Here is a 25,768-nt window from a genome sequence, read left to right on the forward strand (position 1 = left end):
ATCCCAGGGTGAAGATCGAAAACCGCGTAACCCTCCCCCGGGCAGCAGCGGTGTAGACGGCATGAACGTGATCGCCTCGCTGCTCGTCGCGTGGGTCGCCGTCGCTGCGGTGGTTGCCACGATCGTCGGGGCAGCGATCGCCCTCCGGGCCGAGCATCGGTCCCCGCGGTCCGGTCCGATGCAGCCGAAGGGGCTCAGACGACGCCCCCACCGTGCGGCACGTGCCGAGCGGCCGCGCACCGTGTGTGCGGAGCTGCGGGACTGACGCGACGGACGGGGCGCCGGTCCGAGGTGGCGCCGAGCGTCGGGGTGCTCGACGCCACCATGATGTCAATCGGGCAGGCGCCGACGGGTGTGACAGCGGGCGGGGGTGAGATCCGGGGTGATATCCACGGTCGGCGCGGGCCCGAGGTCGTCCTCGACTACTCGACCTGCCCAAGCTGGTCCGGCCGACCCGGATGTTCGGATAGCTTGACTGTGGTACCCGCGATTCCATGCCGTAGGAGCTACGTGTGGCGCACTATCCGACTCTCGTCTTCCACGGTGCCGCACAGACGGTCACCGGCTCGTGCACGGAGATCGCACTGGACTCGACGCGGATCCTGGTGGACTGTGGCCTGTTCCAGGGCTCACGCAGTCTCGAAGAGCTGAACTACGGCGACTTCGCGTTCACGCCGGACGAAATCGACGCCGTCGTTCTCACCCATGCCCACATCGATCATTGCGGTCTGCTGCCCAAGCTGGTGGCCCAGGGTTTCGACGGGCCGATCTTCTGCACCGGCCCGACCGCCGACCTGCTCGAATTCATGCTCGCCGACGCCGGGCGTATCCAGGAGTTCGAGGCCGAGCGGCGGAATCGGCGACGCGACCGCACGCGCGGGAGGAGGTTCGTCCCGCTCTACACGGAGGCAGACGCCCTCGCCGCCTGGGGGCAGGCCCGCCCGGTGGCGCTCGAAGAGTGGTTCGAGCCCGCCGCGGGCTTTCGCGCGAGGTTCTGGAACGCCGGGCACATACTGGGGGCCGCATCGGCGGAGATCGAAGCGGGGGGTGTGCGCCTGCTCTTCTCCGGTGACCTCGGTCCCGCCCAGAAGGCATTCCATCCCGATCCGACCGGCCCCTCGGGACCGGACCATCTCGTCTGCGAATCCACCTACGGAAACCGGACCCGCGTGCGGATGACGATCGAGCAACGGCGTGACCTGCTCGAAGAGGAGATCGCCCGTGCGGTCGGGCACGGCGGCAACCTCGTCGTCCCCGCCTTCGCGCTGGAACGGACCCAGGAACTGCTGCTCGACATCGCCCACCTCGTCGACGAGAACCGCATCCCCGCGGTACCGGTGTTCGTCGACTCACCGCTCGCCAACCGGGCGACCTCGGTGTTCGCCGCGCACGCGGGCGAACTCGAGGATCTCGAGGGGAAGAACATCTTCCGCCATCCCGCGATCCACTACGTCGACGACGCATCCACCTCCAAGCGGATCAACGACGTCTCGGGAGCGATCATCATCGCCGCCTCGGGAATGTGCGAGGCGGGGCGCATCCGTCACCACCTGAAGCACAACCTGCACCGCCGGGATTCGACGATCCTGTTCGTCGGTTTCCAGGCGCAGGGTTCGCTCGGCCGCGTGATCCTCGAGGGTGCGAAGCGCGTCCGCATCTCCGGTCAGGACATCGACGTGCGGGCGCAGATCCGCCGGATCGACAGCTACTCCGCGCACGCGGATCAGACCGAGCTCCTGGACTGGATCACGGCACGCGGTCCCGTGGCAGGCAGCCTGTTCCTCACCCACGGCGAGCCGGAGGCCGTTGCGGAACTGGCCGAACTGGTGCACGAGCTCGACCCTTCGCTGTCTATCGTCACCCCGGAGATCGGGGAGAGCTACCTGGTGGCGCCCGGTACCCCCGCGTCGCGGATTCAACCTGCTCGCGCGGACGTCGCTCGGTTGATCGGCCGCGACTGGCAGAACGACTACGCCGAACTGGCAGTGAGCCTGAAACAGCAACTCGGACGCATCACGGATGCGGAATCGCGCCGGAGGGCCGTCGCCGAGATCCGCGAGATCCTCGACAGCTACGCAGATGTCCGCCCCGCACACGGCGTACGGAAGCGGGACTGAGCCGGATCCACACCCTCGCCGAGGCGCCCGATTTGCTCGATTCGGGACCTTCTACCCTGCCCGACCGGGCCGTTTTCCTTCACATCCGCTCACACGCCACCTACGCTCGGGTCCGGCCACGATCCCCCTGCACAGTGGCCCTGCCCCGCCGGCGACGACGCGCGAAGCCGGCGGGGCCTCGCCTTCTCCTTCGGCACCGCTGCTGCGGCCGCACGAGAACGCCGCGGCGCTGCGGTGAAAGCCCGCACCGACCCGGTCGGCTATCTCTTGCGGGCGGTGAGCAACAGGTACTCGGCGTCGTACGCGGTCCGGCCGGGTTGCTCGGCCCGGTTCCACGCGGTGAGGAACTGCAGAAATTCCCGGTCCAGGTCTGCGATCCGCTCCGGGTCGTTGAACCGGTACACCGCGATCGTCGGACCGTAGTTGCGCTTCCAGTACTCACGGAACTCGATCGGCTCCGCGCTGTGGTCCATCACCACGCTTCGGCGATCCATGCGCACATCGATGATCCGATCACCGAACAACTCCCGGACGTGCTGCTCGTCGCCCCACATCGGGGGCGGCGTAGCGCCCGCCGGGGGTGGCGGCGCATACGGGGCCATGAGCCGGAACAGCTGACCGATGAAGCCCTCCGGCGTCCAGTTGATCATCCCGAGCGTCCCACCCGGCCGGCACACCCGCAGCAGTTCGTCGGCGACGGCCTGGTGATGTGGTGCGAACATCGCGCCCACGCTGGAGAGCACGACGTCGAAGCTGCCGTCGGGGAACGGCAGGGCCTCGGCGTCCGCCTCCACCCACTCGACGTCCACACCCCGCTCCGCCGCGGCTCTGCGGCCCGCGACGAACAACTCCGGCGTCAGGTCCGCGGCGGTGACGATCGCGCCCCGTTCGGCAGCCGGGATGGCAGCGTTGCCGGATCCGGCGCCCACGTCGAGCACTCGCCGGCCCGCTGTCACCCCGGCCGCGGCGACGAGCGTCGGCCCGAACGTCGGAATCAGGTCGGCCGCGACCGCCGGATAGTCCCCGGCCGCCCACAACGCCCGGTGCCTGGCCTTCAGCGCCCGGTCTGCGTCACGTTCCACGATGCCGGTCATGATCACTCCTTCGTCCGATGCTGCGGGATCGTGTGTCCCGTACTGGCACCGACACAGACGGCGCCGCCACCGCAAGGACGCAATCCAGGCGGAGTGTGCAGGCACCGACGTGGGATTGCGTCCTTTCACCGGTACCGTCGTCTGTGAAGGGACACCGCCCGTACAGCGCCCCTTCCTGGAGGACCACACCATGACCACGGCATCCCTCAGGTCCGCGACGGACGCGGACGCCCTGACCACCGAAGCCGTCTGGCGCGAGTTCGGTGCGCAGCTACGCGTCTTCGTGCAGCGGCGGATCGCCGATCCGGACCGCGCCGACGACGTGCTCGGCGAGATCCTGCTGCGCGTCCACAGGAACCTCGGCCGGGTCGAGGACCGCGAGCACCTGATCCGGTGGGTGTACCGGATCGCCCGCACCGCGATCATCGACGACTACCGCCGGGCCGCCCGGGATCGCGACCGGCTCGCGCCGCTCGTCGACGACGCACCCGACCAGGCCGGACAGGAGTGGGACGACACGACGACCGCCCAGCGGGAGCTGGCCGCCTGCCTGCGTCCGCTGCTCGAGGGGCTCTCCCCCGAGCAACGCCGAGCCGTCGAGCTGACCGACCTGGAAGGACTGACGCAGGCCCGCGCCGCCGCGGTCGAAGGGGTGTCGCTGTCCGGAATGAAGTCCCGTGTCCAGCGAGGCCGGCGGAAGCTGGCCGAGTTGCTCGGGCGATGCTGCGCCCTGACCCTCGATGCGCACGGGATGCCGATGGACTACACCGCCTCGACCGACTGCCGGTGCGCCGGCGCCTGATGGCGCGTGCGCCCGGTGTGCCGTCGCGGGACGGCACACCGGGCGAGTTCCGATCAGCCGCAGCAGGCGCCCGCGGTGGGGCTGTCCTCACTCGCGCATGCGACCGCACACGCCGAGCCCGTCAGCCCGTCCGGGTTGGCGGGATTGTCGTCGGTCACGGCGTAGTACTCCCACCATCCGTTGGGGACGTCGGGTGCGTCGACGAACACCTTGTCCTGCACGGCATGGCAGCACAGATCCTGCTCGGCGATCGTGGCGGTCAGTCCGGAGTCCCGGAACCGGGCCAGCGCTCCGGACACCTCGTCGGGGCCGTCCGCCTCGATTCCCAGGTGGTTCAGGCGTTCGCGCGCACCGGGATTCTCGATCAGCACCAGCTTCAGCGGAGGATCCTCGATCGCGAAGTTGGCATAGCCGGGGCGCTGTTTGTGCGGGGACACCCCGAACAACGCGGTGTAGAACTCGGTCGCCGCGGTGATGTCCTCGACGTTGAGAGCGAGCTGGACTCGGGTGGCAGACATGGTGGTCACTCCTCGAAATCGGGACACCGGCCCGGAAATCCACCGTGGATCCTCGTCACCGTGTGTCCTCCCTACTGACGACCGTCGCGCCGGACGGACGCAGCCGGCGTCGTTCGCTCGGAGAATGCGTCCTTCGCCGCGGTGCGACGTCCGAAAGGAGACTCGGTCACCGACTCGAAAGGATCCGTCGTGAACACCACATCCACCACGCTGCCCGAGAACTGGAACCGCGCGATGGCCATCGTCGCTCATCCGGACGACCTCGAGTACGGCGCGGCCGGCGCCATCGCCCGCTGGACCCGTTCGGGCAAGGCGGTGGCCTACGTCGTCGCCACCGACGGCGAGGCCGGCATCGACGGCCGCACCCCCGCCGAGGCGGCACCCCTGCGACGCCGCGAGCAGCTCGACGCCGCCGCCGTCGTCGGCGTCGAGGACGTGACGTTCCTCGGATACCGCGACGGCGTCGTCGAATACGGACTCGACCTGCGCCGCGCCGTCGCCCGCGAGATCCGGAGGTTCCGGCCGGACGTGCTGATCACCGCCACGTACGAGCCCACCTACGGACTGGACGGCGGGCGCATCGTCAATCAGGCGGACCATCGCGCCGTGGGCCTGGCGGTACTCGACGCCGCCCGCGACGCCGGCAATCGCTGGATCTTCCCCGAGCTGCTCGACGAGAACCTGCCTCCGTGGAACGGGGTCGGCCACGTGTACCTGATGGGTGCGAACGAGCCGTCGCACGCCGTCGACGTCACCGAGAGCCTCGACACCGGAATCGAATCACTGCGCGCCCACCGGTCCTACCTGGACGGGCTGGGCCGGGACTTCGATCCTGCGGCGTTCCTGCGCGAGTTCACCGCGGCCGCCGGAACCCGAATCGGCGTGCGGCACGCCGTCGCCTTCCAGCAGATCCGGCTCCAGGGGGTGTGACGGCCGGAGCGGGAAAGGTGGGGCGGGCGGGGCTCGAACCCGCGACCAATGGATTATGAGTCCACGGCTCTAACCGACTGAGCTACCGCCCCGTCCGCGCGCATCCGAAGGTACGCGACGTGTGCCGAATGCTACCGGCTGCGACGACCGGTCCCCGTCGTGGGTCGCCCCGTGTCGCCGGGAGCAGGCCGCGCCGCGGCAGCACGGTGGAGTGTGTAACTTCCGTCACACCGGCCACGGTTCGTGCCGGCCGGGACGAGAAAACCCCTCCCACCCGAGATCGGGTGGAAGGGGTTTTCCGGAAGCTCCCCCGGCTGGACTCGAACCAGCAACCGTTCGATTAACAGTCGAATGCTCTGCCAATTGAGCTACAGGGGATTGTCCTGCGTGCCCCGCCGTTTCCCGCGGTGCGTGAAGAACTGTAGCGCCCCACCCGACGCGGCACCAAATCGCCTGCCTGTGAGCCCTGGGACGTGAATCGGGCAGGATGGGTGGGACGCTGACACGGCTGAACGGAGACGACGTTGATCGGACTTATGGTGGGGGTTGCCGCGGGCTACGTCCTGGGGACACGGGCGGGCCGCGCCCGATACGAACAGCTCAGCAGGACGGCGAAGGCGGTCGCGGGTAGTCCGGTGACGAAGAAGGCGATCGAGGTGAGCAGGCAGAAGCTGGCCGACTCCCTGAGCCCGGAGCCGAAGCTCGAACCGATGAAGCCGCTCGACGAGCAGACCACGATCCTCGTCCCCCGCGACCAGTTGCGGCGGTGACGCGGGTGGCGTGAGGTCAGCCGGCCAGGCCGTCGCCGCTGGTGTCGCCGATGGCCTGGTCGAGCAGGCTGCGCCGATACTGCTCGAGTGCGACGAGGTCCCCGAGCAGGGAGTGGAACTCGTCGGATTCGGTGGCCGGGGAGATGCGCTGCAGTTTGGATTTGAGTTCGGCGACCTGCTCCCCCACCCAGACCTCCTGCAGTCGCGCGAGGACCCCGCCGATGTAGCGGGGCATCCGGTCGTCCTCCGCGGGCAACGGGTCCACCGCGAGTTCCATGACCAGTGAGTGCACCACGGGGTCGGTGGCAGCGCGCCCGACGGCGTCGACCCATTCCGCGCCGCCGAGACCCGCGCCGGTCCCGCCGGCCGCGGCCACGGCTTCGCGGACGGCCGCGTAGGCCGGATCGGTGAACGTCTCCGCGGGCAGCGAATCGAACACGGTGCCGGCGATCCCGGGGTACTGCAGCGCCGCCTTGAGGGCGTCGCGCTGCGGCCACAGCGCTGGATCGTCGGGACGCGGCCGGCGCAGGACCGTCTCCGCGGGACCCGCCTCCGCCCGCTGGTGCGGCGCGGCGGTACGTGCCTTCTCGTCGCCGCCGCGCGCGACGCGCCGGGACTCCTCCTGCACCCGCCGGCGGACGGCCGGAATGTCGTCCCAGCCCACCCAGTGCGACAACTGCACCGCATAACTGTCGCGCAGCGTACGTTCCTTGATCCGGGCCACCACGGGAACCGTCCGGCGCAGCGCCTCCACCCGGCCCTCGGCGGTGTCGAGGTCGTGCTCGGCGAGAATCGACTTGACGACGAACTCGAACATCGGGGTGCGCCGGGCGACGAGGTCGCGCACCGCCCCGTCACCGGACTTCTGCCGGAGCTCGCACGGATCCATGCCCTCGGGTGCGATCGCGACGAAGGTCTTGGCCGTGGTCTTCTGGTCGCCTTCGAACGCCTTCATCGCCGCAGCCCGGCCGGCAGCGTCGCCGTCGAAGGTGTAGATGATCTCACCACGGAAGTAGCTGTCGTCCATGAGCAGTCGCCGCAGCATCGCCAGATGCTCGTCGCCGAATGCGGTGCCGCACGCGGCGACTGCGGTTTTCACGCCCGACAGGTGCATTGCCATGACGTCGGTGTAACCCTCGACGATCACCGCCTGGTGCGCCTTGGCGATCTCCCGCTTGGCCAGGTCCAGTCCGAACAGCACCTGGGACTTCTTGTAGAGCAACGTTTCCGGGGTGTTGACGTACTTGGCCGCGAGCGTGTCGTCGTCGAACAGGCGACGGGCACCGAACCCGATGACGTCACCGGCGAGGTTGCGGATCGGCCACAGCAGCCGCCGGTGGAACCGGTCGATGGGCCCGCGACGTCCCTGTTTGGACAGCCCGGCGGCCTCGAGCTCGGCGAATTCGAAGCCGCGGGAGAGCAGGTGCCTGGTGAGAGCATCCCAGCCGGCGGGAGCGTATCCGCACCCGAACGTCTCGGCGGCGGCTTCGTCGAAGCTGCGTTCGGTCAGGTAGTCCCGCGCCACCTGGGCGTCGGGCGTCCGCAGCTGCTCGGCGTAGAACTCCTGCGCGGCCGCGTTGGCGGCGACGAGCCGCGCGCGGGTGCCGCGGTCGCGCTGCACCGACGGCCCGCCGCCCTCGTAGTTGAGGGTGTAGCCGACTCGATCGGCGAGCTGCTCGACGGCTTCGACGAAACTGATGTGCTCGATCTTCTGCAGGAACGAGTACACGTCGCCACCCTCGCCGCAGCCGAAGCAGTGGAAGTGGCCGTGGTTGGGACGGACGTGGAAGGACGGGGACTTCTCGTCGTGGAAGGGGCACAGCCCCTTCATCGAATCGGCGCCGCCGCGCCTGAGGGCGACGTACTCGCCGACGATGTCTTCGATCCGGACGCGGTCACGGACGGCCGCGATGTCCCTGTCTGAAATTCGCCCGGCCACGACGACGAGTCTAGGCGCTACCCCCAACTCGCCTGCGCGGCGAGGCTGTCGCGGTCGATCCGCTCGAGCCGGGACTCGGTGCACGAGGCGATCTGGTCGACGATCACCCGCATGCGGGCGGCGTCGTCGGGCGCGGCGTCCCACAGGGGGGCGAAGAACGGGTCGAGGCCGACGGGAGCCGTGCGCTCGAGCCATTCGGCGACGCGGTGGATCCGTTCCCGCTGCCGTTCCTGACGCTGCCGGTGGGCGGCATCGGACATCACGAACTGCAGGGCCATGGTCTTGAGCAGGGCCACCTCGGACGCGACGACCGGTGGGACGACGAGGTCGGCGTCGTAGCGGGTGACCGGGCGATCGCCGGTGACGGCGCGAGTGCCGATGATCGCGGCCGTCGCGAAGCGGCCGACGAGTTCGCTCGTGAGCCGCTTGAGCGCCACCGAACACGCGAGGCTGCCGTCGTAGGTGTCGACGGCCTGGACCACCGGCATCTGCGACAGTCGCTTCGAGGCCTCCACCAGCTCGTTCGGGTCGAGACCGGAGAATTCACGCATGCCGAGGTCGACGAGGGTGTTCACCGACGCCGGGTCGGTGAGCACGCGCAGGTCGATCCGTCCGTCGATCACGCCGTCCTCGACGTCGTGGACGGAGTAGGCGACATCGTCGGACCAGTCCATGATCTGGGCTTCCAGACACTTGTGCCGGTCGGGCGCGCCGTCGCGCACCCAGTCGAGGACGTCGGCGTCGTCGTCGTAGGCGCCGAACTTCGCGCCGGGCGCCGGGCGGGTCCACGGGTACTTCAGTGTCGCGTCGAGGGCCGCGCGGGTGAGATTGAGACCCGCGCTCGTACCGTCCGGGTGGACGATCTTCGGCTCGAGGCATGTGAGGATCCGCAGGTTCTGCGCGTTGCCCTCGAACCCGCCGCACTCGGCGGCCACCTCGTCGAGGGCACGTTCGCCGTTGTGACCGTAGGGCGGGTGCCCGATGTCGTGCGCGAGGCCGGCGAGGTCCACCAGGTCGGGATCACAACCGAGTCCGTCGGCGATGCTGCGGCCGATCTGGGCGACCTCGATCGAGTGGGTGAGACGGGTGCGCGGAGTGTCACCGTCGCGGGGACCGACGACCTGGGTCTTGTCGGCGAGCCGCCGCAGGGCGGCGCTGTGCTGGACCCGGGCGCGGTCCCGCGCGAACGGCGTACGGCTCGCGGTCGCCGGCCCGGCACCGGCGAGCGCCGACACCTTCGGGACCTCGGCGACGCGCCGTTCGAGGTCGTGTTCGTCGTAGCCGGGCATCACGTCCTCCTTCACTGTGCGGCCGTGTAGGGGAAGTCCGCGGAGTCGTGGGTGAGCTGGTACCAGATCAGCGCGCCCGTCTCACGGGCGATCCCGTGCAGCTGCGACTCCCGGGTGTACACGGCGGGGCCGGTGCGGGTCGGCGCGGTCCACGCGTCGAGACCGGCATCGCGGGCCATGGTGCGAGTTCGCAGCGAATGCCACGGATCGCTCACCAGCACCGCGGAGTGCAGTCCCTGCGCGCTCATCTCGCGGCTGACCGCCTCGACACTGAGCAGCGTGTCCGAGCCCTCTTCGACCGCGGTGATCGCCGACTCCGGCACACCCTTGGCGACCAGATAGTTCTTGCCGGAGGCCGCCTCGGTGAACAGGTCACCCTCCTGCTTCCCGCCGACGGTGACGATCCGTTCGGCCACCCGGTTCTCGTACAGCGCGAAGGCCTGGTCGAGGCGGGCCTGGAACACCGACGAGGGGGTGCCGGAGTACTGGGCGGCGCCGAGCACGACGATGGCATCGGCCGGGCTCCGGTCGTCGATGCGCGCCACCTGCCACACCCGCACCGCGGTCCCGGCGAGGACCGCGATCGCCGCGAGCACCACGCCGAGCACCAGCCGGCGCGTCCAGCGTGCGACGCTCGCCCCGAACCCGCGCCGGGTTTCGGGGAGGGGCGGGGCTGGGCGTGTACGGGCTGCGGTACTCACTCCCCGATTCTGCCAGTGTTGCGTGCGCGCCCACCCGGCGACGCGCCACGGGCGACGACGCATGCGAGCCGATAGATTCGGACGCATGTCACCGTATCCGGTCGTCGTCCGGCCACGTTCGGTCCGTCCGCTCCACCGTTCGCTGTCGCTGTCGGTGCCGGTCCTGCTCGCGGCGCTGGTCTGGTTGCTGCTGCCCGGTTCGGCGACGGCCGAGCCACCCTTCCGGCTCCCGCAGCCGGTCACCGACACGGCCGGCGTGCTGGATCCGGCGGCGACGGCGCAGATCGAGCAGGCGGCGGACGTGCTCTACGCCGAGCACGGGGTGCAGTTGTGGGTGGCGTACGTGCCGACGTTCTCGGGGCTGTCGTCCGACGACTGGACCGAGCGGACCGCGCAGGCCAGCAATTTCGGGACGGACACCGCCCTGCTGGCCGTGGCCACGCAGGACCGCGAGTACGCGCTGTGGACGCCGAACGCCCTGTCCGGGGTCACCGCGTCCGAGCGGGACGCCATCAGTACGGAGCGGATCGTGCCGCAGCTGCGGAACGAGAACTGGTCCGGCGCCGCGGTGGCGGCGGCCGAGGGCCTCGACGGGGCGTTGTCGACCTCGGGTTCGGGTTCGGGTTCGGGCACGACGCTGCTCGTGGGGGGCGGGGTCATCGCCGCCGGCGCCGGCGGGGTGTACCTGTACTCCAAGCGCGCCAAGCGCAAGCGGGCCGAGGCGGGCGCCCGGGCGGCGGCGGACACCGACCCGACCGACACCGACGCGCTGAGTGCACTGCCGCTCGAGGGGCTCGAACTGCACGCCCGGAAGATCCTGGTCGAGACCGACAACGCGGTCCGTTCGAGTTACGAGGCGCTGGAACTGGCGCGCGGGGAATTCGGCGACGGCGCGGTTCAACCGTTCGACCACGCCTACCGTCAGGCGCAGTCGGCCCTGGCGTCCGCGTTCGAGATCCGGCAGCGGCTCGATGACGCCATCCCCGAGACGCCTCAGCAGCAGCGCGAGATGCTCGTGCAGTTGATCTCGTCGTGTGGGCGCGCGGATCGGGAACTCGACGCGCAGGTCGAAGCGTTCGACCGGATGCGCGATCTGCTGCTCGATGCACCCGCCCGACTCGACGCACTCACCCAGCGCGCGATCGCGTTGCGAGCGCGCCTACCCCAGGCCGAGGCGACGCTGGCGGACCTGCGCACGGAGTTCCCGGCCGGCGCGCTCGCCCCGATCACCGACAACGTGGCGCTGGCCCAGGACGAGATCGAGTTCGCCGAGAAGTCCGTCGACCAAGGCCGGACCGCGGTGGCGCGTCCCGTCGGCGAGCAGGGCGACGCCGTGCGCGCCATCCGGGAAGCGGAAGGCGCTCTCGGACACGCGACGACCATGCTCGACGCGGTCGACCACGCCGCCGACGACATCCGGCGGGCGATCGCGACTCTGCCGGCGGCGATGGCCGACGCCGCGCAGGGCATCGCCGACGCCGAACAACTCGCGGCCACCGGGGGCGTGGAACTGGCCGAAGCCCGCAAGGCCGCGCAGGAGGCACTCGACCACGCCCGGGCGGCGATGAACACCGATCCTCTGGGCAGCTTCACCCGGGTCGTGGAGGCGGACGCCCGCCTCGACGCGCTGCGGGCCCGCACTCGGCAGGCACAGGAGGAGGCACAGCGCACCCGTCAGCGTCTCGAGCAGGATCTGACGGCCGCCCAGTCCCAGGTCACCGCCGCCGCGGACTTCATCGGGACGCGGCGCGGCGTGATCGGCGCCGAAGCCCGCACCCGCCTGTCGGAGGCGCAGCGTCATCTGCAGGCCGCGCAGCAACTCGCCGCGCACGAACCGGGCCGGGCGCTGCAACACGCTCAGGCAGCGGGGACTCTCGCGGCAAATGCGCTGCGTGCAGCGCAGAACGACGTGCAGCGCTGGGACCGTCAGCAACGTCCGCCCCGCGGCGGCGCATCGGGCGGCAACATCGCCGGTGCGGTGCTCGGCGGCATCCTGATCAACAGCGTCCTGACCGGTGGCCGCGGGGGCTTCGGCGGTGGGGGCTTCGGCGGCGGCGGCTTCGGGGGCGGCGGCTTCGGCGGCTCGAGCGGGGGGCGGTTCTAGTCGCGACCGCGCAGTGAGTGGGGGCCGCCTCGCGCGAGGCGGCCCCCACTCACTGCCGCTGCGTGGTCAGGCGCCGATCAGCCGCTGCGCCAGGTAGCCCTCGACCTGGTCGAGCCCGACGCGCTCCTGCGCCATGGTGTCGCGCTCACGGATGGTGACGGCCTGGTCCTCGAGGGTGTCGAAGTCGACCGTGATGCAGAACGGGGTGCCGATCTCGTCCTGGCGACGGTAGCGACGGCCGATGGCGCCGGCGTCGTCGAACTCGATGTTCCAGTGCTGGCGCAGCTGCGCGGCGAGGTCCTTCGCCTTGGGGCTCAGGTCCGCATTGCGCGACAGCGGCAGCACCGCCGCCTTGACCGGGGCGAGCCGGCGATCGAGGCGCAGCACGGTGCGCTTGTCGACGCCACCCTTCGCGTTGGGCGCCTCGTCCTCGCTGTAGGCATCGACGAGGAACGCCATGAGCGAACGCGTCAGGCCCGCTGCCGGTTCGATGACGTACGGGGTGTACCGCTCGTTGGTGGTCTGGTCGAAGAAGCTCAGGTCGGCACCCGAGTGCTGCGCGTGCGTCGACAGGTCGAAATCGGTGCGGTTGGCGACGCCCTCGAGCTCACCCCATTCGCTGCCCTGGAAGTGGAAGCGGTACTCGATGTCGACGGTGCGCTTCGAGTAGTGGGACAGCTTGTCCTGCGGGTGCTCGTACAGGCGCAGGTTGTCCTTGTTGATGCCGAGCCCGGTGTACCAGTCCATCCGGTAGTCGATCCAGTACTGATGCCACTGTTCGTCCTCGCCCGGCTTGACGAAGAACTCCATCTCCATCTGCTCGAACTCGCGGGTCCGGAAGATGAAGTTGCCCGGGGTGATCTCGTTGCGGAAGCTCTTGCCGATCTGGCCGATGCCGAACGGCGGCTTCTTGCGCGACGTGGTGAGGACATTGGCGAAGTTCACAAAGATGCCCTGCGCGGTCTCGGGGCGCAGGTAGTGCAGCCCCTCCTCGCTCTCGATCGGACCGAGATAGGTCTTGAGCATCATGTTGAAATCGCGGGGCTCGGTCCACTGGCCCTTGGTGCCGCAGTCGGGGCAGGCGATCTCCGACATGGGAACAGCGTCGGGATCGTCGAGCTTGTTCTTCTCGGCGTACGCCTCCTGCAGGTGGTCCTGGCGGTGGCGCTTGTGGCAGCTCAGGCACTCGACGAGCGGATCGTTGAAGACTCCGACGTGACCCGACGCGACCCACACCTGACGCGGCAGGATCACCGACGAGTCCAGACCGACGACGTCCTCACGGCTGGTGACCATGTTGCGCCACCACTGCTTCTTGATGTTCTCCTTGAGCTCCACGCCGAGCGGCCCGTAGTCCCAGGCCGACCTCGTACCGCCGTAGATCTCACCGCAGGGGTAGACCAGGCCCCGGCGCTTGGCCAGGTTGGCGACGGTATCGATCTTGGATTTCGGTGCCACTCGGATTCACTCCATCTTCGATGCGGGGTTTCGCAGCGTGCGTCGACCCGTAAGCCTATCGCTCCGGTCGGTGGGGCCGAACTTCGCGCCGGTTGACATGCACATTCGTGCATATCAAAATGGAATCGGTTTGCAATAACGCGGCCGAGGACCCGAAGGAGACCCGTTGAGCGTTGCCGACACCGGCCGCGGCGGCGACGCCACCGCCGCGAACCCACCGCACGAGGACTGCCGGCCGGACTCGGTGACACCCTCCCCGGCCCCGGCTCCGTCGCGCGAGACCCTCGCCGCCGCCGGCGAGCTGCTGCGCGCCCTGGCCGCACCCGTGCGCATCGCGATCGTGCTGCAACTGCGCGAGTCCGAGCGCTGCGTCCACGAGCTGGTCGGCGCGCTCGGCGTCACCCAACCGCTGATCAGCCAGCACCTGCGCATCCTCAAAGCCGCGGGGGTGGTCCGCGGCGAGCGCGCCGGCCGCGAGGTGCTCTACCGTCTCGTCGACGACCATCTCGCCCACATCGTCGTCGATGCCGTCGCCCACGTCGAGGAAGGTTGACCCCAGCCGTGCCGCCCGCCCCCAAACCCGTCGTCGGAGTCCGCTCCACCAGACAACGCAGTGCGATTTCCGCGCTGCTCGACGAGATCGAGGAATTCCGTTCGGCCCAGGACCTGCACGACGAACTGCGCCGTCGAGGTGAGGGCATCGGCCTGACCACCGTCTACCGCACCCTGCAGTCCCTCGCCGAAGCCGGCACCGTCGACGTGCTGCGCACCGACAACGGCGAGTCCGTCTACCGGCGCTGCTCGTCCGGTCACCACCACCACCTCGTGTGTCGCGCGTGCGGATTCACCGTCGAGGTGGACGGACCCGAGGTCGAGCGCTGGTCCCACGAGGTGGCCGAGGCGAACGGCTTCGTCGACGTCAGTCACACCGTCGAGATCTTCGGCACCTGCCGCGAGTGCGCAGCCGCCGAGCCCGCGACCACCCGCTGAGCGGCCGACCCTCAGCGGCACCCGCAGCCGTCGCAACCGCACCCGCCCAGTAGATCGAGGGCCTCGTCGCCCGGCTCGTCGAACACGCACGCCCGCCCGCCGAGCCGCGTTGCGAGGTCGGGAGCCGACGGCACGAGTGCCGCCACCACCGCGACCGCGCGCGCCAGGTGCGCCGGCACCAACGGGTGCGCCGGGACGCGCTGCACCGCCGTCACCCGGTCCTGATGGAGCTCGAGCGTCGCGTCCGGCCACTGCGCCTGCAGGTCGACGAGAACCTCGGCCGCGCGGGTACGACCGGAGATCCGCTCCACGAGGTACGTCGTCAGCTCCACCACCCCGGCTCGTGAGTCGACGACGACATAGGTGAGCACATCGTCGACCCAGATCGGCACGTCGCCGTCCGTGTCCGGTTCGATCTCCTCGGCGAGGACCGTCGACAGGACGCGCAGCACGGCCGCGCGCAGCGCGTCGTCGTCTCCGGTGGCGATCGGGAAGTCCCAGTCGAGTTCGCTCACTCGGATCCGCCCGTACCCGCGACGGCCGAACGCGCGTCGCCGGCGCCACCGAGCACGAGCAGCAGCATCGTCGTCAGGGGCGAATCGTCGAGGCCGGTGGCAGGAAAGGAGTACCGCAGCACCACGTCCGCCTCGGCGTCCCGCTCGACGAGATGGATCGACCCGAACTGCAGGGCGTCCGCTGCCGTGGCGACGCGCGTGCGCAACGCGTCGTCGAGGGGCAGGTCCCACGCGAGGATCCCGGTCAGCGACACCACGTCGAGACCCTCGGTGAGGGTCACCACCCGCACGGCGCAGGGCACGCCCGCGTAGTCGAATCCCAGCGCGTCGTCACCGTTCGTCCTGGGTTCGTGCAGGGCGACGAACCCCGCCAGCGCGGACGCGATCCGCTCGCGCAGGCTCAGTCCGCTCGGGTCCGTCCCGCCGGGGTCGGGTACCCGGTCGCCCCGCCCGGTCCCGGCGTCCGTCACTTCACACCCCCGAATCGACGGTCGCGCGAGGCGTATTCCACACACGCGGCCCACAGGTCCCGACGGTCGAAGTCGGGGAACATCTTGTCCTGGAACACCATTTCGGCGTAGGCCGACTGCCAGAGCAGGAAGTTCGAGGTGCGCTGCTCACCGGACGGCCGCAGGAACAGGTCCACGTCCGGCATGTCGGGTTCGTCGAGATACCGCGCCACCGTGGCCTCGGTGACACGATCCGGGTCGAGCTGTCCGGCGGCCACCCGGTGCGCGATTTCCCTTGCAGCGTCGGCGATCTCGGCTCGGCCCCCGTAGTTCACGCACATGGTGAGAGTCATCACGTCGTTGTCGCGGGTCAATTCCTCGGCGATCTCGAGTTCCTTGACGACACTGCGCCACAGCTTGGGCCGTCGTCCGGCCCAGCGCACGCGCACCCCCATCTCGTGCATCTCGTCGCGCCGGCGCCGGATCACATCCCGGTTGAAGCCCATGAGGAAGCGCACCTCGTCCGGGCTGCGCTTCCAGTTCTCGGTGGAGAACGCATACGCCGAGAGCCACTTGACGCCCATCTCGATGCAGCCGCACACGGTGTCCATCAGCACCGCCTCGCCGCGTTCGTGGCCGGCGGTGCGGGGCAGGCCGCGTTCCTGTGCCCAGCGTCCGTTGCCGTCCATGACCAGGGCGACGTGCCGCGGGATCAGCTCGGGCTGCAGCCCCGGTGGGCGGGCGCCGGACGGATGCGGATCGGGCGGCCGGATCTCGCGGTCACGCGATGGTTGCGGGGTGCGGCGTCGAATCACGCCCCCCATCCTGCCCGACCGTCTCCCCGTCCACAGCCACGGCATGGGGACGACTGCGTTCGATGAGGGGCAGAGTCCGCAACTGCCGCTCCAGATGCCACTGCAGATGGGCGGCGATCAAGCCACTGGCCTGCCCGCGCGTGGCCGCCGGCACCGTTTCGGTGCCCTCCCAGCGACCGTGGAACAACGCGTCCATCAGGTCCAGCACCCCCGCACCGGGGGTCGCGGCACCCGGCGGACGGCACTGCACGCACACCGCTCCCCCGGCCGCGACATGGAATGCGCGGTGCGGGCCGGGCTCGTCGCAGCGGGCGCAGCGGCCGATCGCAGGTGCCCAGCCGGCGTAGGCCATCGCGCGCAGCAGGTACGCGTCGAGAATCAGCTCCGGCGGCCGGATCCGGTCGGACAGCGCGCGGAGCGCACCGACGGTGAGGCGGTGCAGTTGCGGGACGGGGGCGCGTTCCTCACCGGCGAGCCGTTCGGCGGTCTCGAGGACGGCGCACGCGGTGGTGTAGCGGCCGTAGTCGTCGACGATGTCGGCACCGAACGCGTCGACGGTCTGGACCTGCGTGACGATGTCGAGGCTGCGGCCCGGATGCAGCTGCACGTCGATGTGCGCGAACGGCTCGAGCCGGGCCCCGAACTTCGAGCGGGTGCGCCGCACACCCTTCGCGACGGCCCGCACGAGTCCGTGGCGACGGGTGAGCAGGGTGACAATGCGGTCGGCCTCGCCCAGCTTGTGCTGGCGCAGCACCACCGCGTGATCCCGGTACAACCTCACGATCCGAGTCTGTCACGCCCGGCCGACACCCGCCGCACGCCACGTCCGGGTTCGCTCGGTCGGCTCAGGTGGCGCTGCGCTCGTCGGCACCCATCGCCCCGAGCACGGCCTGCCGGGTAGCGGGACCTCCGGTGATCCGGCGTTCGCCGGCGCCGTTGACGAGCAGCCGGCCCCAGCGCTGCTCGTCGAACTCGGCGGGGGCGGTGGAGCCGAGGAATTCCTCGACGACCCGGACGAACCGGATGGGGTCGTCGCGGAACGGGAAGTGACCGGAGTTGCGGAAGATCTCGAGCCGGGAATGCGGCATCGCCGAATGCGCCAGGTGCGCGTGCCCGACGGGGATCACGCTGTCGTGCTCACCCCAGATCAACTGCACGGGCAGGTCCTCGGTCAGGTAGCAGCGGTCGAGCATCGTCACCGCCTGACCACGCCAGTCCACGACGGCCCGCAGTGTGCGCAGAAACGCCTCGCACGCTGTGGGATCGGGCAGGCCCCCGAGAACCCGGATCAGGTCCGAGGTGTCGTGCAGCAGGACACCGGGACGCAGCGGCGTGTCGTGCCAGCGGCCCAGCAGACCCCCGGCGATCCGCACAGCGGGCATGGCGCCCGGGAGCCGCAGCAGCTTGAGCGCCTCGCTCAGTCCCGGCACGGACAGCAGCCGCAGGGCGGGGTGCACGTCCTTGGTGACACCACCGGCCGAGACCAGCACGAGCCGCTCGACCAGCTGCGGGAACTGGTACGCGAACTGCATCGCGACGCCCCCGCCGAGGGAATGCCCGACCACCGTGACGCGGTCGATGCCCAGCACCGACAGCAGATCTCGCACACCGTTGGCGTATCCGGCGACCGAATAGTCGCTGCGGGGCTTGTCGGAGCGCCCGTGGCCGAGCAGGTCGGGCGCGATGACCGTGTACTTGCGGGCCAGGTGCGGGATGACCTCCCTCCAGGTCGAGGAGTTGTCGCCGATCCCGTGGATCAGCAGCAGCGCGGGTCCCTCACCGGCAATCCGGAACGCGCGGCGGTAGCCGTGGATGGTCCGGAAGACCACCCGCGTCTCCGTATCCGGTACGCGCCGGAGGTTGCGTGTGCGTGATGAACCCATGTGTAACTCCTGACAGCCGATCTCTACGACATCCCGGGAGGCGCCCGCGATATCCCCGGGGGCATACCCAGCGACCCACCGCACATGTCCCTTATGTGACAAGCATCACATTTTCGAACTCGAACACTCGACCGGACGCACTGGAACAAGTTACTGTTCGTTCGAACGAACAGCTACCGGAGGACGCCGCCGCATGACCGCACCCCAGGCCGACACCCGAGCGCCGGGCCTCGCCGCCGAGGCCGCCGCGCTGGCCGCGGGCGCCACCACGTCCGTCGCCGCGACGCGGGCGGCCCTGGACCGCATCGCGACCGCCGATCCCGCCCTCAACGCCTTTCGGAGCGTCCGCCGCGAGCAGGCCCTCGCCGAGGCCGAGCAGGCCGACCGGCGTCTCGCCGCCGGGGTCCGCCTTCCCCTGCTCGGGGTGCCGGTCGCGGTGAAGGACGACACGGACATCGCGCAGGAGGTCACCGCGTTCGGATGCGCCGGCGAGTTCACCGCCTGCGGGCAGGACGCGGAAGTGGTGCGACGACTGCGGGCAGCCGGCGCCGTGATCGTCGGCAAGACGAACACCCCCGAACTGGGCCAGTGGCCGTTCACCGGTGGCAGCGCCTTCGGGCACACCCGCAACCCGTGGCACCGCGACCACACCCCCGGCGGGTCCTCCGGGGGCAGCGCTGCGGCGGTGGCGGCGGGCATGGTGTCCGCGGCGCTGGGCTCGGACGGCGCCGGGTCGGTCCGCATCCCGGCCGCCTGGACCAACCTCGTGGGGATCAAGCCGCAGCGTGGCCGGATCTCGATGTGGCCCGACCCCGAGGCGTTCTACGGCCTGACCACGCACGGCACCCTCGCCCGTACGGTCGCCGATGCCGCGCTGCTGCTCGACGCTGTCGCCGGCGGCCACGTCGGCGACCTGCACGAAGCCGAGTCCGTCACGGTGTCCGACGCCGTGGGCCGCGATCCGGGCCGGCTCCGCGTCGCGCTCTCGTTCGCCCTGCCGTACACCGCAACCCGCGCCCGCCTGCACGACGAGATCCGGGCGAGCGTCGAATCCCTCGCCGGCACCCTGCGCGCCCTGGGTCACGAGGTCACTCTCGCCGACCCCGCCTACGGAAAACTGCTGGGCCTGAACTTTCTGCCCCGGTCCATGGCGGGAATCGACGACTGGGTGCGGCGCCTGCCGGACCCCGCCCTGGCCGACCCCCGGACCCGCGCGAACGCGCGCACCGGCCGATTGCTCCGCGGCCGCCCGCTCCGTGCCGCGCGGGCCGCCGAACCACGCATACGCCGGCGCATCGGCTCGATCTTCGACCGGTTCGACGTCATCCTCGCCCCCACCACGGCCACTCCGCCGCCGACGGTGGACGCAATGGACGGTCTCGGAGGCTGGGCCACCGACAAGGTGATCACTGCCGCCTGCCCCTACACCTGGCCGTGGAACGTCCTGGGCTGGCCGAGCGTGAACATCCCGGCGGGCTTCACCGGATCGGGCCTGCCGGTCGGCGCCCAGCTCATGGGGCACGAGAACGCCGAGCCCGTGCTGATCTCCCTTGCCTCGCAGCTCGAGTCGGAACTGCGCTGGGATCGTCACACGCCGCGGCGATGGTGGTGAGCTCGATGGGCACGGATGTCCGCAGCAGGATCGTCGCCGCGACCCTGCACCTGATCGGCACGGACGGCATCGCCGCAGTCACCAACCGCCGCATCGCCGCCCGGGCGGAGGTCTCGCTCGGGTCGATCACCTACCACTTCCCCACCCAGTCCGATCTGCTGCGCTCGGCGCTCACGACATTCGTCGCCGACGAGACCACACGACTGCGCGAGCTCGCACAGGAGTACCGGGGCCGGGATCCGAGCCTGGTCGACGCCGCAGCACTCACCGAGCAGGTTGCCGAGGACTTGTCGTTCTCGGCCGAACGGATCGCCCCGTTCGAGCTCTACATCCAGGCGGGCAGGGATGCCCGGCTGCGGGACGCCGCGGCACAGTGCTGGTCCGCCTACGATGCGCTGACCGCAACGATCCTCACCGAACTCGGCGTACCCCGAGCGGAATCGATCGCGCCGACGCTGGTGGCCACGATCACGGGCCTGCAGCTGCGGCGCCTCGCCACCGGCGGTGCGGTGGACATCGCGACCTCCGTGCTGCACCTGGTCCGCAGCGCGGTCTCCCCGGACACCGCGGGAGGTGACCCGGGCACCGGTCACACCACGGTGGCGACGACGAAGATCACGTAGGCCGCGAGGGCGCTCCGCACGACGACGTGGACCGACCGGCGCGGGGCCCGCACCGCGAACAGGACGGAGGCCGTCGCCAGCAGCGCCCAGCACGCCGGATGTCCGTAGCGGATCGCCGCTTCCTGCACACCGGTCGTGGTGCCGGCCTTCGCGGGCACCACGAACAGCCAGAGCACGGCGAGTCCGAGACACAATGCCGCGAGGACGACGCCGACGGCGACGCGATTCCGCGTCACCACCGCCCGTACACCGCTCGCCGAATCACCGTTCACGGCTGTCTCTTCCGCGTTCGCAGCCCGGGCCGTGGCCCCCAAGACCTCTCGGGGACCACCGTAGATCAGAAGCCGAGGCGGCCGAGTTGCTTCGGATCACGCTGCCAGTCCTTGGCGACCTTGACGTGCAGATCGAGGTAGATCTTCACACCGAGCAGCTTCTCGATCTGCGACCGGGCGGCGGTACCGACCTCGCGCAGGCGCGCACCACCCTTGCCGATGACGATGCCCTTCTGGCTCGGCCGCTCCACGTACAGCAGCGCATGCACGTCGAGCAGTTCGCCCTGCTTCTCGGTTCGGCCCTCCCGCTCGGAGATCTCCTCGATCACTACCGCGAGCGAATGGGGCAGCTCGTCGCCGAGCCCCTCGAGCGCGGCCTCGCGGATCAGCTCGGCCATGAGCGTCTCCTCGGGCTCGTCCGTCAGCTCCCCGTCGGGGTAGAACGCCGGCCCGGGTTCCATGTGCGAGGCGAGAACGTCGACGAGGACCTCGAGCTGTTCCCCCGAGGTGGCGGACACGGGCACGACGTCCACGTCGGGCCCCAGCAGCTCGGACACGGCGAGCAGCTGCGGTGCGAGCCGTTCCTTGCTGACCTTGTCGATCTTCGTGACGATGCCGATCAGCTTCGTGCGGGGGGCGACCTGCCGCACCTGTTCGACGATCCAGCGGTCGCCGGGGCCGATCTTCTCGTCCGCCGGGATGCACACGCAGACGGCGTCGACCTCCGAATAGGTGTCGCGCACCAGGTCGTTGAGGCGCTGCCCGAGCAGGGTCCGCGGCCGGTGCAGGCCGGGAGTGTCGACGAGGATGATCTGTGCGTGTTCCCGGTGCACGATGCCCCGGATGGTGTGCCGGGTGGTCTGCGGGCGCGACGAGGTGATCGCGATCTTGCTGCCCACGAGCGCATTCGTCAGCGTCGATTTGCCGGTGTTGGGGCGGCCGACGAAACACACGAAGCCGGAACGGAAGTCGGGATCGGTCAATGCAGAGCTCCTCGTCTGTGGTGCCGCCGTACGGATCGGCACGGGGTGTGGGGCCTCGGCGACGAGGTCACCCGTCGACCGGCTCCTCGGCGACCGCGGCGGCCTCCTCGGTCGCGGGAACCCGTTGCACGTACACGGTGTTGATGCGGACCCGGCCGCGGGCGTCGCGGCCGCCCTCGCCGCGCAGCCGCAAGCCGTGGATCTCCACCTCCGAGCCCGGCAACGGTACCCGGCCGAGCACGAACCCGAGCAGTCCGCCGACGGTGTCGACCTCGAGATCGTCGAGCGCGACGTCGAACAGGTCACCGAGGTCCTCGACGGGCAATCGAGCGGAGACCCGGAAGGTGTCGTCGCCGAGATCCTCGACGGGGGCGATCTCTGCGGTGTCGTACTCGTCGGCGATCTCGCCGACGATTTCCTCGATGATGTCTTCGATGGTGACGAGACCGGCGATGCCGCCGTACTCGTCGACGAGCAGCGCCATGTGGTTGCGGTCGCGCTGCATGTCGGCCAGCAGATCGTCGAGACGCTTGGAATCGGGGACGAACACCGCCGGGCGCATCACCTCGGCCACGGTCACACTCCGGCCGCCGTCGCGTGAATAGTAGGTCTGCTGCACCAGATCCTTCAGGTACACGACGCCGCGGATGTCGTCGACGTTCTCCCCGACCACGGGGATGCGGGAGTGCCCGCTGCGTACCGCGAGCGAGGTGGCCTGGCCGGCGGTCTTGTCCGCCTCGATCCACACCATCTCGGGACGCGGCACCATCACCTCGCGCGCGGTGGTGTCACCGAAGTCGAACACCGACTGGATCATTCGCCGTTCCTCGGCCGCGACGACGCCGCGCTCCTGGGCCATGTCCACCAGCTCGCGCAGCTCGATCTCGTTGGCGAACGGCCCGTTCCGGAATCCGCGACCGGGGGTGATCGCATTGCCGATCAGGATCAGCAGTCTGCTCAGCGGGCCGAGCAGCACACCGATCACGCGCAGCGGCACCGTCGCGCCCAGGGCGATGGAATACGCGTGCTGGCGGCCGAGGGTGCGCGGACCCACGCCGATCACCATGTAGTCCACGAGCACCATGACCACGGCAGCGGTGACCAGCGCCCAGGTGTGGTCCATCCGGTCGAGCAGCGCCGCCACCAGCACGACCGTCGCGGTGATCTCGCACAGAATGCGCAGCAGCACCATCAGGTTGACGTACCGGGGGCGGTCTCCGAGGATCACCAGCAGCTTCTGCGCGCTGGGCCGTTCACCCTTCGCGAGTTCCTCCACCCGGGCCGGGGAGACGGTGTTCAGCGCCGAGTCGACCGCCGCGAACAATCCGCCGAGCGCCACCAGCACGACGGCGGCGACGACGAGCGCGGGGGCACTCATGCCGATCCTCCGAACACGACGCCGCTACCGCTCGGTCGGGTCGAAGAACCCGGCCTTGCCGAGGAGCTGCTGGTCGCGGGCGGCGAGCCGGGCCTCGTGCTCGGCGCGCCGCAGTTCCTCGTACCACTCCTCGAGGAGCTGATTCTGCAGACCGAACATCTCCTTCTCCTCGTCGGGTTCGGCGTGGTCGTAGCCGAGCAGGTGCAGAACGCCGTGGACCGTGAGCACGGCGAGTTCGTGCGCGAGTGAATGGCCGGCCTTGTCGGCCTGTTCCGCAGCGAAGGACGGGCACAGCACGATGTCGCCGAGCATGGAGGGGCCGGGCTCGGGAGCGTCGGGGCGGCCGCCGGGTTCGAGCTCGTCCATGGGGAAGGACATCACGTCGGTGGGGCCGGGCAGGTCCATCCAGCGCATGTGCAGATCGGCCATGGTGCCGGAGTCGACGAGCACCATCGACAGTTCTGCGGCCGGATGCACGTCCATCCGGGCGATGACGAACCGCGCGATGTCGATCAGGTCCTCCTCGGCGACGTCCATCCCCGATTCGTTCGAGATCTCGATGCTCATCTGTGCAGTTCCTTCTGGGCAGGTGCGGACACGGCGGGTGCGAGGCTGGAGGGGCCTTCGATCGCGGTCACCGGCGTGGCACCCGGTTCTGGGCCGCCGCCCGCCGTTGGGCGCGGTTGCCCATCGCCACGCCGGTCGGCCGATCGGCCTCGAAGCGCTCGTAGGCGTCGACGATGTCGGAGACGAGCCGGTGGCGCACGACGTCGCTGCTGTCGAGGACCGCGAAGTGGATTCCGTCGATGCCGTCGAGGATCTCGGCGGCGGCAGCCAGTCCGGAGCGGGCACCACCGGGCAGGTCCACCTGCGTGGTGTCGCCGGTGACGACGATCTTCGACCCGAAGCCGAGCCGGGTCAGGAACATCTTCATCTGTTCGGCGGTCGTGTTCTGGGCCTCGTCGAGGATGATGAACGCGTCGTTGAGGGTTCGCCCGCGCATGTACGCCAGCGGTGCGACTTCGATGACTCCGGCCTGCATGAGCTTCGGGATGGCTTCCGGATCCATCATGTCGTGCAGCGCGTCGTGCAGCGGGCGCAGGTACGGGTCGATCTTCTCGTGCAGCGTGCCGGGCAGGAAGCCGAGGCGCTCCCCCGCCTCGACGGCGGGACGGGTGAGGATGATGCGGGTGATCTGCTTCGACTGCAGGGCCTGCACGGCCTTGGCCATGGCGAGGTACGTCTTGCCGGTGCCCGCGGGCCCGATACCGAACACGATCGTGTTGGTGTCGATGGCGTCGACGTAGCGCTTCTGGTTGAGGGTCTTGGGCCGGATGGTCTTGCCGCGCCGGGACAGGATGTCGAGGCTCAGGACGTCGGCCGGCGCGTCGGACAAGCCCTGCGTGAGCATTCCCACGGTGCGGCGCACCGCGTCCGGGGTCACCGCCTGGCCGCGTCCGACGAGGGTGACCAGCTGCCCGAGCACCCGTTCCGCGAGCGCGACGTCCGCGGGCGCGCCGGTGAGGGTGACGGAGTTGCCGCGTACGTGGATGTCCGCGCCGAGAGCCCGTTCGAGGGCGATGAGATTCTCGTCGGCCGAGCCGAGCAACGGTGCCGCAGCTTCGGGGGGCAGGTCCAAGTTGGAACGGACGGTGGTCCGTTCGGCGTTCCCGGTCTCTCGGGTGTCGTCTGGTTCACTCACGTGGACGGTACGGCCTGCTTTCGGTTCGGCTGGCGCACGACGGGCGTCGTGACGATGTCAGTCTAGCGCCGGGTGTCTCCGCGCCCCACCGCATTGCCGCCTGGGGCGGGTGCCCGGTGCCGATCCTGCTGCGTTCGCCGGGCCTGCTGGACGACGGCGACGGCACGCTCCGGCGGAACCCCCATCAGGACGAGGGCGGCGAGGGCGACGGATTCACCCGCGTCGTGCACCATGCCGCGGTTGGCCTGTTCGAGGGTGGCCATGGTGAGCCCCTCGAGCATTCCGACGAGGACGACGGGCGGCAGGTACGCGGAGAACACCCCCGACCGCCGGCCCCGCTCCACGATCGCGAGGGTGCGGGTGCGCAGCGGGGCGATGAGCTCCCCGATGCGCTCGTCGCCGACCTCCTTGCGCGCGAAGGACAGCAACACGCGGAAGCGGTCTCCGACGGGCCAGGTCATGAGGGCAGCGACGGCGAGCGCCAGGTCGGGTTCCTCGGGATCCGGCCGGTCGACGGCCGCCGCGAGCGCGGCGGCCGCCTCCTCCGCGATGCCGTCGACGAGCGCCTCGCGGCTCGGGAAGTGGGCGTAGACGGTGCGGCGCACCACGCCGGCAGCCTGGGCGACCTCGTCCATGCTGGCGTCCGGGTCGGCTGCGAAACACCCCATGGCCGCCTCGAGGATCCGCGCTCGGTTCCCGCTCGTCCGCCGTCGCGGCCCCCGGATCGGTTCCGCCACGTGAACACCTTCTTCCACCGCCGAGTGTGACGTCCGTCAACTTTACTTGCACACTCGTGTGCAAATTCCTAACTTGCACATGGTTGT

Annotated in this window: 27 protein-coding genes and 2 tRNA genes; 10 read left to right on the forward strand and 19 right to left on the reverse strand. The window is 70.1% G+C overall.

Annotated features, from left to right (window positions below; genetic code table 11):
* Nucleotides 1-61 precede the first annotated feature (61 nt).
* Nucleotides 62-265, forward strand: coding sequence for a hypothetical protein (locus AC2IPW_RS14865; RefSeq protein ID WP_054375128.1), 204 nt, complete (start codon nt 62-64; stop codon nt 263-265).
* Between the two features lie 247 nt (nt 266-512).
* Nucleotides 513-2,117, forward strand: a complete 1,605-nt coding sequence (locus AC2IPW_RS14870; RefSeq protein WP_486375114.1) for an MBL fold metallo-hydrolase — start codon at nt 513-515, stop codon at nt 2,115-2,117.
* Between the two features lie 260 nt (nt 2,118-2,377).
* On the opposite strand, the gene AC2IPW_RS14875 is transcribed toward AC2IPW_RS14870, so the two are convergent.
* Nucleotides 2,378-3,211, reverse strand: a complete 834-nt coding sequence (locus AC2IPW_RS14875; RefSeq protein ID WP_486375115.1) for a class I SAM-dependent methyltransferase — start codon at nt 3,209-3,211, stop codon at nt 2,378-2,380.
* Between the two features lie 190 nt (nt 3,212-3,401).
* Between AC2IPW_RS14875 and AC2IPW_RS14880 the strand changes: the two genes are divergently transcribed.
* Complete coding sequence (locus AC2IPW_RS14880) at nt 3,402-4,013, forward strand: sigma-70 family RNA polymerase sigma factor (protein ID WP_486375116.1); 612 nt, start codon at nt 3,402-3,404, stop codon at nt 4,011-4,013.
* A 53-nt stretch (nt 4,014-4,066) separates the two neighbouring features.
* Here the strand turns inward: AC2IPW_RS14880 and AC2IPW_RS14885 are convergent, their stop codons facing one another.
* Nucleotides 4,067-4,531: an ArsI/CadI family heavy metal resistance metalloenzyme gene (locus tag AC2IPW_RS14885; protein WP_486375117.1), complete on the reverse strand. Its 465-nt coding sequence runs from the start codon at nt 4,529-4,531 to the stop codon at nt 4,067-4,069.
* Between the two features lie 189 nt (nt 4,532-4,720).
* On the opposite strand from AC2IPW_RS14885, the gene AC2IPW_RS14890 reads away from it, so the two are divergent.
* The gene (locus AC2IPW_RS14890; RefSeq protein ID WP_486375118.1) at nt 4,721-5,461 is read left to right on the forward strand and encodes a PIG-L deacetylase family protein; all 741 of its coding nucleotides are present in this window, start codon (nt 4,721-4,723) and stop codon (nt 5,459-5,461) included.
* 18 nt (nt 5,462-5,479) lie between these two features.
* Here AC2IPW_RS14890 and AC2IPW_RS14895 read toward each other — a convergent pair.
* Nucleotides 5,480-5,553: transfer RNA gene (locus AC2IPW_RS14895), tRNA-Ile, on the reverse strand.
* Nucleotides 5,554-5,766: 213 nt separating this feature from the next.
* Nucleotides 5,767-5,839 (reverse strand) — tRNA-Asn (locus AC2IPW_RS14900).
* A gap of 158 nt (nt 5,840-5,997) precedes the next feature.
* Between AC2IPW_RS14900 and AC2IPW_RS14905 the strand changes: the two genes are divergently transcribed.
* Nucleotides 5,998-6,231 (forward strand): hypothetical protein, encoded by a 234-nt coding sequence (locus AC2IPW_RS14905; protein ID WP_371382508.1) that lies wholly within the window; start codon nt 5,998-6,000, stop codon nt 6,229-6,231.
* 16 nt (nt 6,232-6,247) lie between these two features.
* On the opposite strand, the gene dnaG is transcribed toward AC2IPW_RS14905, so the two are convergent.
* From dnaG to AC2IPW_RS14920, 3 genes are read right to left on the reverse strand one after another with little or no spacing between them, the layout of a single operon-like run.
* A complete protein-coding gene (gene dnaG, locus AC2IPW_RS14910; RefSeq protein WP_054372460.1) occupies nt 6,248-8,170 on the reverse strand; it encodes a DNA primase in 1,923 nt (640 codons plus the stop codon).
* Between the two features lie 17 nt (nt 8,171-8,187).
* Nucleotides 8,188-9,459 carry a deoxyguanosinetriphosphate triphosphohydrolase gene (locus AC2IPW_RS14915; RefSeq protein ID WP_486375119.1) on the reverse strand — a complete coding sequence of 424 codons (1,272 nt, stop codon included), beginning with the start codon at nt 9,457-9,459 and terminating at the stop codon, nt 8,188-8,190.
* A gap of 11 nt (nt 9,460-9,470) precedes the next feature.
* The gene (locus tag AC2IPW_RS14920) at nt 9,471-10,160 is read right to left on the reverse strand and encodes a YdcF family protein (protein WP_052033979.1); all 690 of its coding nucleotides are present in this window, start codon (nt 10,158-10,160) and stop codon (nt 9,471-9,473) included.
* A gap of 85 nt (nt 10,161-10,245) precedes the next feature.
* Between AC2IPW_RS14920 and AC2IPW_RS14925 the strand changes: the two genes are divergently transcribed.
* A complete protein-coding gene (locus AC2IPW_RS14925; protein ID WP_486375120.1) occupies nt 10,246-12,264 on the forward strand; it encodes a TPM domain-containing protein in 2,019 nt (672 codons plus the stop codon).
* Nucleotides 12,265-12,330: 66 nt separating this feature from the next.
* On the opposite strand, the gene AC2IPW_RS14930 is transcribed toward AC2IPW_RS14925, so the two are convergent.
* Nucleotides 12,331-13,722: a glycine--tRNA ligase gene (locus AC2IPW_RS14930; RefSeq protein ID WP_003937056.1), complete on the reverse strand. Its 1,392-nt coding sequence runs from the start codon at nt 13,720-13,722 to the stop codon at nt 12,331-12,333.
* Between the two features lie 166 nt (nt 13,723-13,888).
* On the opposite strand from AC2IPW_RS14930, the gene AC2IPW_RS14935 reads away from it, so the two are divergent.
* Nucleotides 13,889-14,275, forward strand: a complete 387-nt coding sequence (locus AC2IPW_RS14935; protein ID WP_003937055.1) for an ArsR/SmtB family transcription factor — start codon at nt 13,889-13,891, stop codon at nt 14,273-14,275.
* An 8-nt stretch (nt 14,276-14,283) separates the two neighbouring features.
* Nucleotides 14,284-14,712 carry a Fur family transcriptional regulator gene (locus tag AC2IPW_RS14940; RefSeq protein ID WP_003937054.1) on the forward strand — a complete coding sequence of 143 codons (429 nt, stop codon included), beginning with the start codon at nt 14,284-14,286 and terminating at the stop codon, nt 14,710-14,712.
* Nucleotides 14,713-14,723: 11 nt separating this feature from the next.
* Here AC2IPW_RS14940 and AC2IPW_RS14945 read toward each other — a convergent pair whose 3' ends face one another.
* From AC2IPW_RS14945 to AC2IPW_RS14965, 5 genes are all read right to left on the reverse strand, one after another.
* On the reverse strand, nt 14,724-15,227 hold the full coding sequence (locus AC2IPW_RS14945; protein ID WP_289380802.1) for a T3SS (YopN, CesT) and YbjN peptide-binding chaperone 1: 504 nt from the start codon (nt 15,225-15,227) through the stop codon (nt 14,724-14,726).
* Nucleotides 15,224-15,697 (reverse strand): hypothetical protein, encoded by a 474-nt coding sequence (locus AC2IPW_RS14950; protein WP_003937052.1) that lies wholly within the window; start codon nt 15,695-15,697, stop codon nt 15,224-15,226. Before AC2IPW_RS14950 ends, AC2IPW_RS14945 begins: the two co-directional genes overlap by 4 nt.
* The gene (locus tag AC2IPW_RS14955) at nt 15,694-16,491 is read right to left on the reverse strand and encodes an isoprenyl transferase (protein ID WP_003937051.1); all 798 of its coding nucleotides are present in this window, start codon (nt 16,489-16,491) and stop codon (nt 15,694-15,696) included. Before AC2IPW_RS14955 ends, AC2IPW_RS14950 begins: the two co-directional genes overlap by 4 nt.
* Nucleotides 16,457-17,272 (reverse strand): DNA repair protein RecO, encoded by an 816-nt coding sequence (recO, locus tag AC2IPW_RS14960; protein ID WP_081608744.1) that lies wholly within the window; start codon nt 17,270-17,272, stop codon nt 16,457-16,459. Before recO ends, AC2IPW_RS14955 begins: the two co-directional genes overlap by 35 nt.
* Nucleotides 17,273-17,336: 64 nt before the next feature.
* Nucleotides 17,337-18,374, reverse strand: coding sequence for an alpha/beta fold hydrolase (locus AC2IPW_RS14965; RefSeq protein ID WP_289380798.1), 1,038 nt, complete (start codon nt 18,372-18,374; stop codon nt 17,337-17,339).
* 193 nt (nt 18,375-18,567) lie between these two features.
* Here AC2IPW_RS14965 and AC2IPW_RS14970 point away from each other — a divergent pair, with 193 nt between their 5' ends.
* Together AC2IPW_RS14970 and AC2IPW_RS14975 are read left to right on the forward strand one after the other, a co-directional pair.
* Nucleotides 18,568-19,986: an amidase gene (locus AC2IPW_RS14970; RefSeq protein WP_289380797.1), complete on the forward strand. Its 1,419-nt coding sequence runs from the start codon at nt 18,568-18,570 to the stop codon at nt 19,984-19,986.
* On the forward strand, nt 19,977-20,609 hold the full coding sequence (locus AC2IPW_RS14975; protein WP_371382480.1) for a TetR/AcrR family transcriptional regulator: 633 nt from the start codon (nt 19,977-19,979) through the stop codon (nt 20,607-20,609). The genes AC2IPW_RS14970 and AC2IPW_RS14975 overlap by 10 nt, the downstream gene beginning before the upstream one ends.
* Here the strand turns inward: AC2IPW_RS14975 and AC2IPW_RS14980 are convergent.
* From AC2IPW_RS14980 to AC2IPW_RS15005, 6 genes are all read right to left on the reverse strand, one after another.
* Complete coding sequence (locus tag AC2IPW_RS14980) at nt 20,576-20,881, reverse strand: hypothetical protein (RefSeq protein ID WP_289380795.1); 306 nt, start codon at nt 20,879-20,881, stop codon at nt 20,576-20,578. The genes AC2IPW_RS14975 and AC2IPW_RS14980 overlap by 34 nt on opposite strands.
* Before the next feature lie 65 nt (nt 20,882-20,946).
* Entirely contained in the window at nt 20,947-21,864 is a 918-nt protein-coding gene (gene era / locus AC2IPW_RS14985) for a GTPase Era (protein WP_010594261.1), read from the reverse strand.
* Nucleotides 21,865-21,931: 67 nt separating this feature from the next.
* Complete coding sequence (locus AC2IPW_RS14990; protein ID WP_003937045.1) at nt 21,932-23,242, reverse strand: hemolysin family protein; 1,311 nt, start codon at nt 23,240-23,242, stop codon at nt 21,932-21,934.
* Between the two features lie 24 nt (nt 23,243-23,266).
* The gene (gene ybeY / locus AC2IPW_RS14995; protein WP_003937044.1) at nt 23,267-23,809 is read right to left on the reverse strand and encodes an rRNA maturation RNase YbeY; all 543 of its coding nucleotides are present in this window, start codon (nt 23,807-23,809) and stop codon (nt 23,267-23,269) included.
* 67 nt (nt 23,810-23,876) lie between these two features.
* Nucleotides 23,877-24,944, reverse strand: a complete 1,068-nt coding sequence (locus AC2IPW_RS15000) for a PhoH family protein (protein ID WP_003937043.1) — start codon at nt 24,942-24,944, stop codon at nt 23,877-23,879.
* A 62-nt stretch (nt 24,945-25,006) separates the two neighbouring features.
* Nucleotides 25,007-25,681 (reverse strand): TetR/AcrR family transcriptional regulator, encoded by a 675-nt coding sequence (locus tag AC2IPW_RS15005; RefSeq protein WP_003937042.1) that lies wholly within the window; start codon nt 25,679-25,681, stop codon nt 25,007-25,009.
* Nucleotides 25,682-25,768: the final 87 nt, after the last annotated feature.

Source organism: Rhodococcus sp. NS-SX18 (assembly GCF_057367935.1).

Excerpts from the sequence above, each read along its gene's own strand:
- AC2IPW_RS14975 (WP_371382480.1), top strand. The coding sequence starts at position 19,977 with ATGGTGGTGAGCTCGATGGGCACGGATGTCCGCAGCAGGATCGTCGCC.
- AC2IPW_RS14885 (WP_486375117.1), bottom strand. The coding sequence starts at position 4,531 with ATGTCTGCCACCCGAGTCCAGCTCGCTCTCAACGTCGAGGACATCACC.
- AC2IPW_RS14880 (WP_486375116.1), top strand. The coding sequence starts at position 3,402 with ATGACCACGGCATCCCTCAGGTCCGCGACGGACGCGGACGCCCTGACC.
- AC2IPW_RS14925 (WP_486375120.1), top strand. The coding sequence starts at position 10,246 with ATGTCACCGTATCCGGTCGTCGTCCGGCCACGTTCGGTCCGTCCGCTC.
- AC2IPW_RS14915 (WP_486375119.1), bottom strand. The coding sequence starts at position 9,459 with ATGCCCGGCTACGACGAACACGACCTCGAACGGCGCGTCGCCGAGGTC.
- AC2IPW_RS14990 (WP_003937045.1), bottom strand. The coding sequence starts at position 23,242 with ATGAGTGCCCCCGCGCTCGTCGTCGCCGCCGTCGTGCTGGTGGCGCTC.
- ybeY (WP_003937044.1), bottom strand. The coding sequence starts at position 23,809 with ATGAGCATCGAGATCTCGAACGAATCGGGGATGGACGTCGCCGAGGAG.
- AC2IPW_RS14965 (WP_289380798.1), bottom strand. The coding sequence starts at position 18,374 with ATGGGTTCATCACGCACACGCAACCTCCGGCGCGTACCGGATACGGAG.
- AC2IPW_RS14865 (WP_054375128.1), top strand. The coding sequence starts at position 62 with ATGAACGTGATCGCCTCGCTGCTCGTCGCGTGGGTCGCCGTCGCTGCG.
- AC2IPW_RS14875 (WP_486375115.1), bottom strand. The coding sequence starts at position 3,211 with ATGACCGGCATCGTGGAACGTGACGCAGACCGGGCGCTGAAGGCCAGG.
- AC2IPW_RS14905 (WP_371382508.1), top strand. The coding sequence starts at position 5,998 with ATGGTGGGGGTTGCCGCGGGCTACGTCCTGGGGACACGGGCGGGCCGC.
- AC2IPW_RS14970 (WP_289380797.1), top strand. The coding sequence starts at position 18,568 with ATGACCGCACCCCAGGCCGACACCCGAGCGCCGGGCCTCGCCGCCGAG.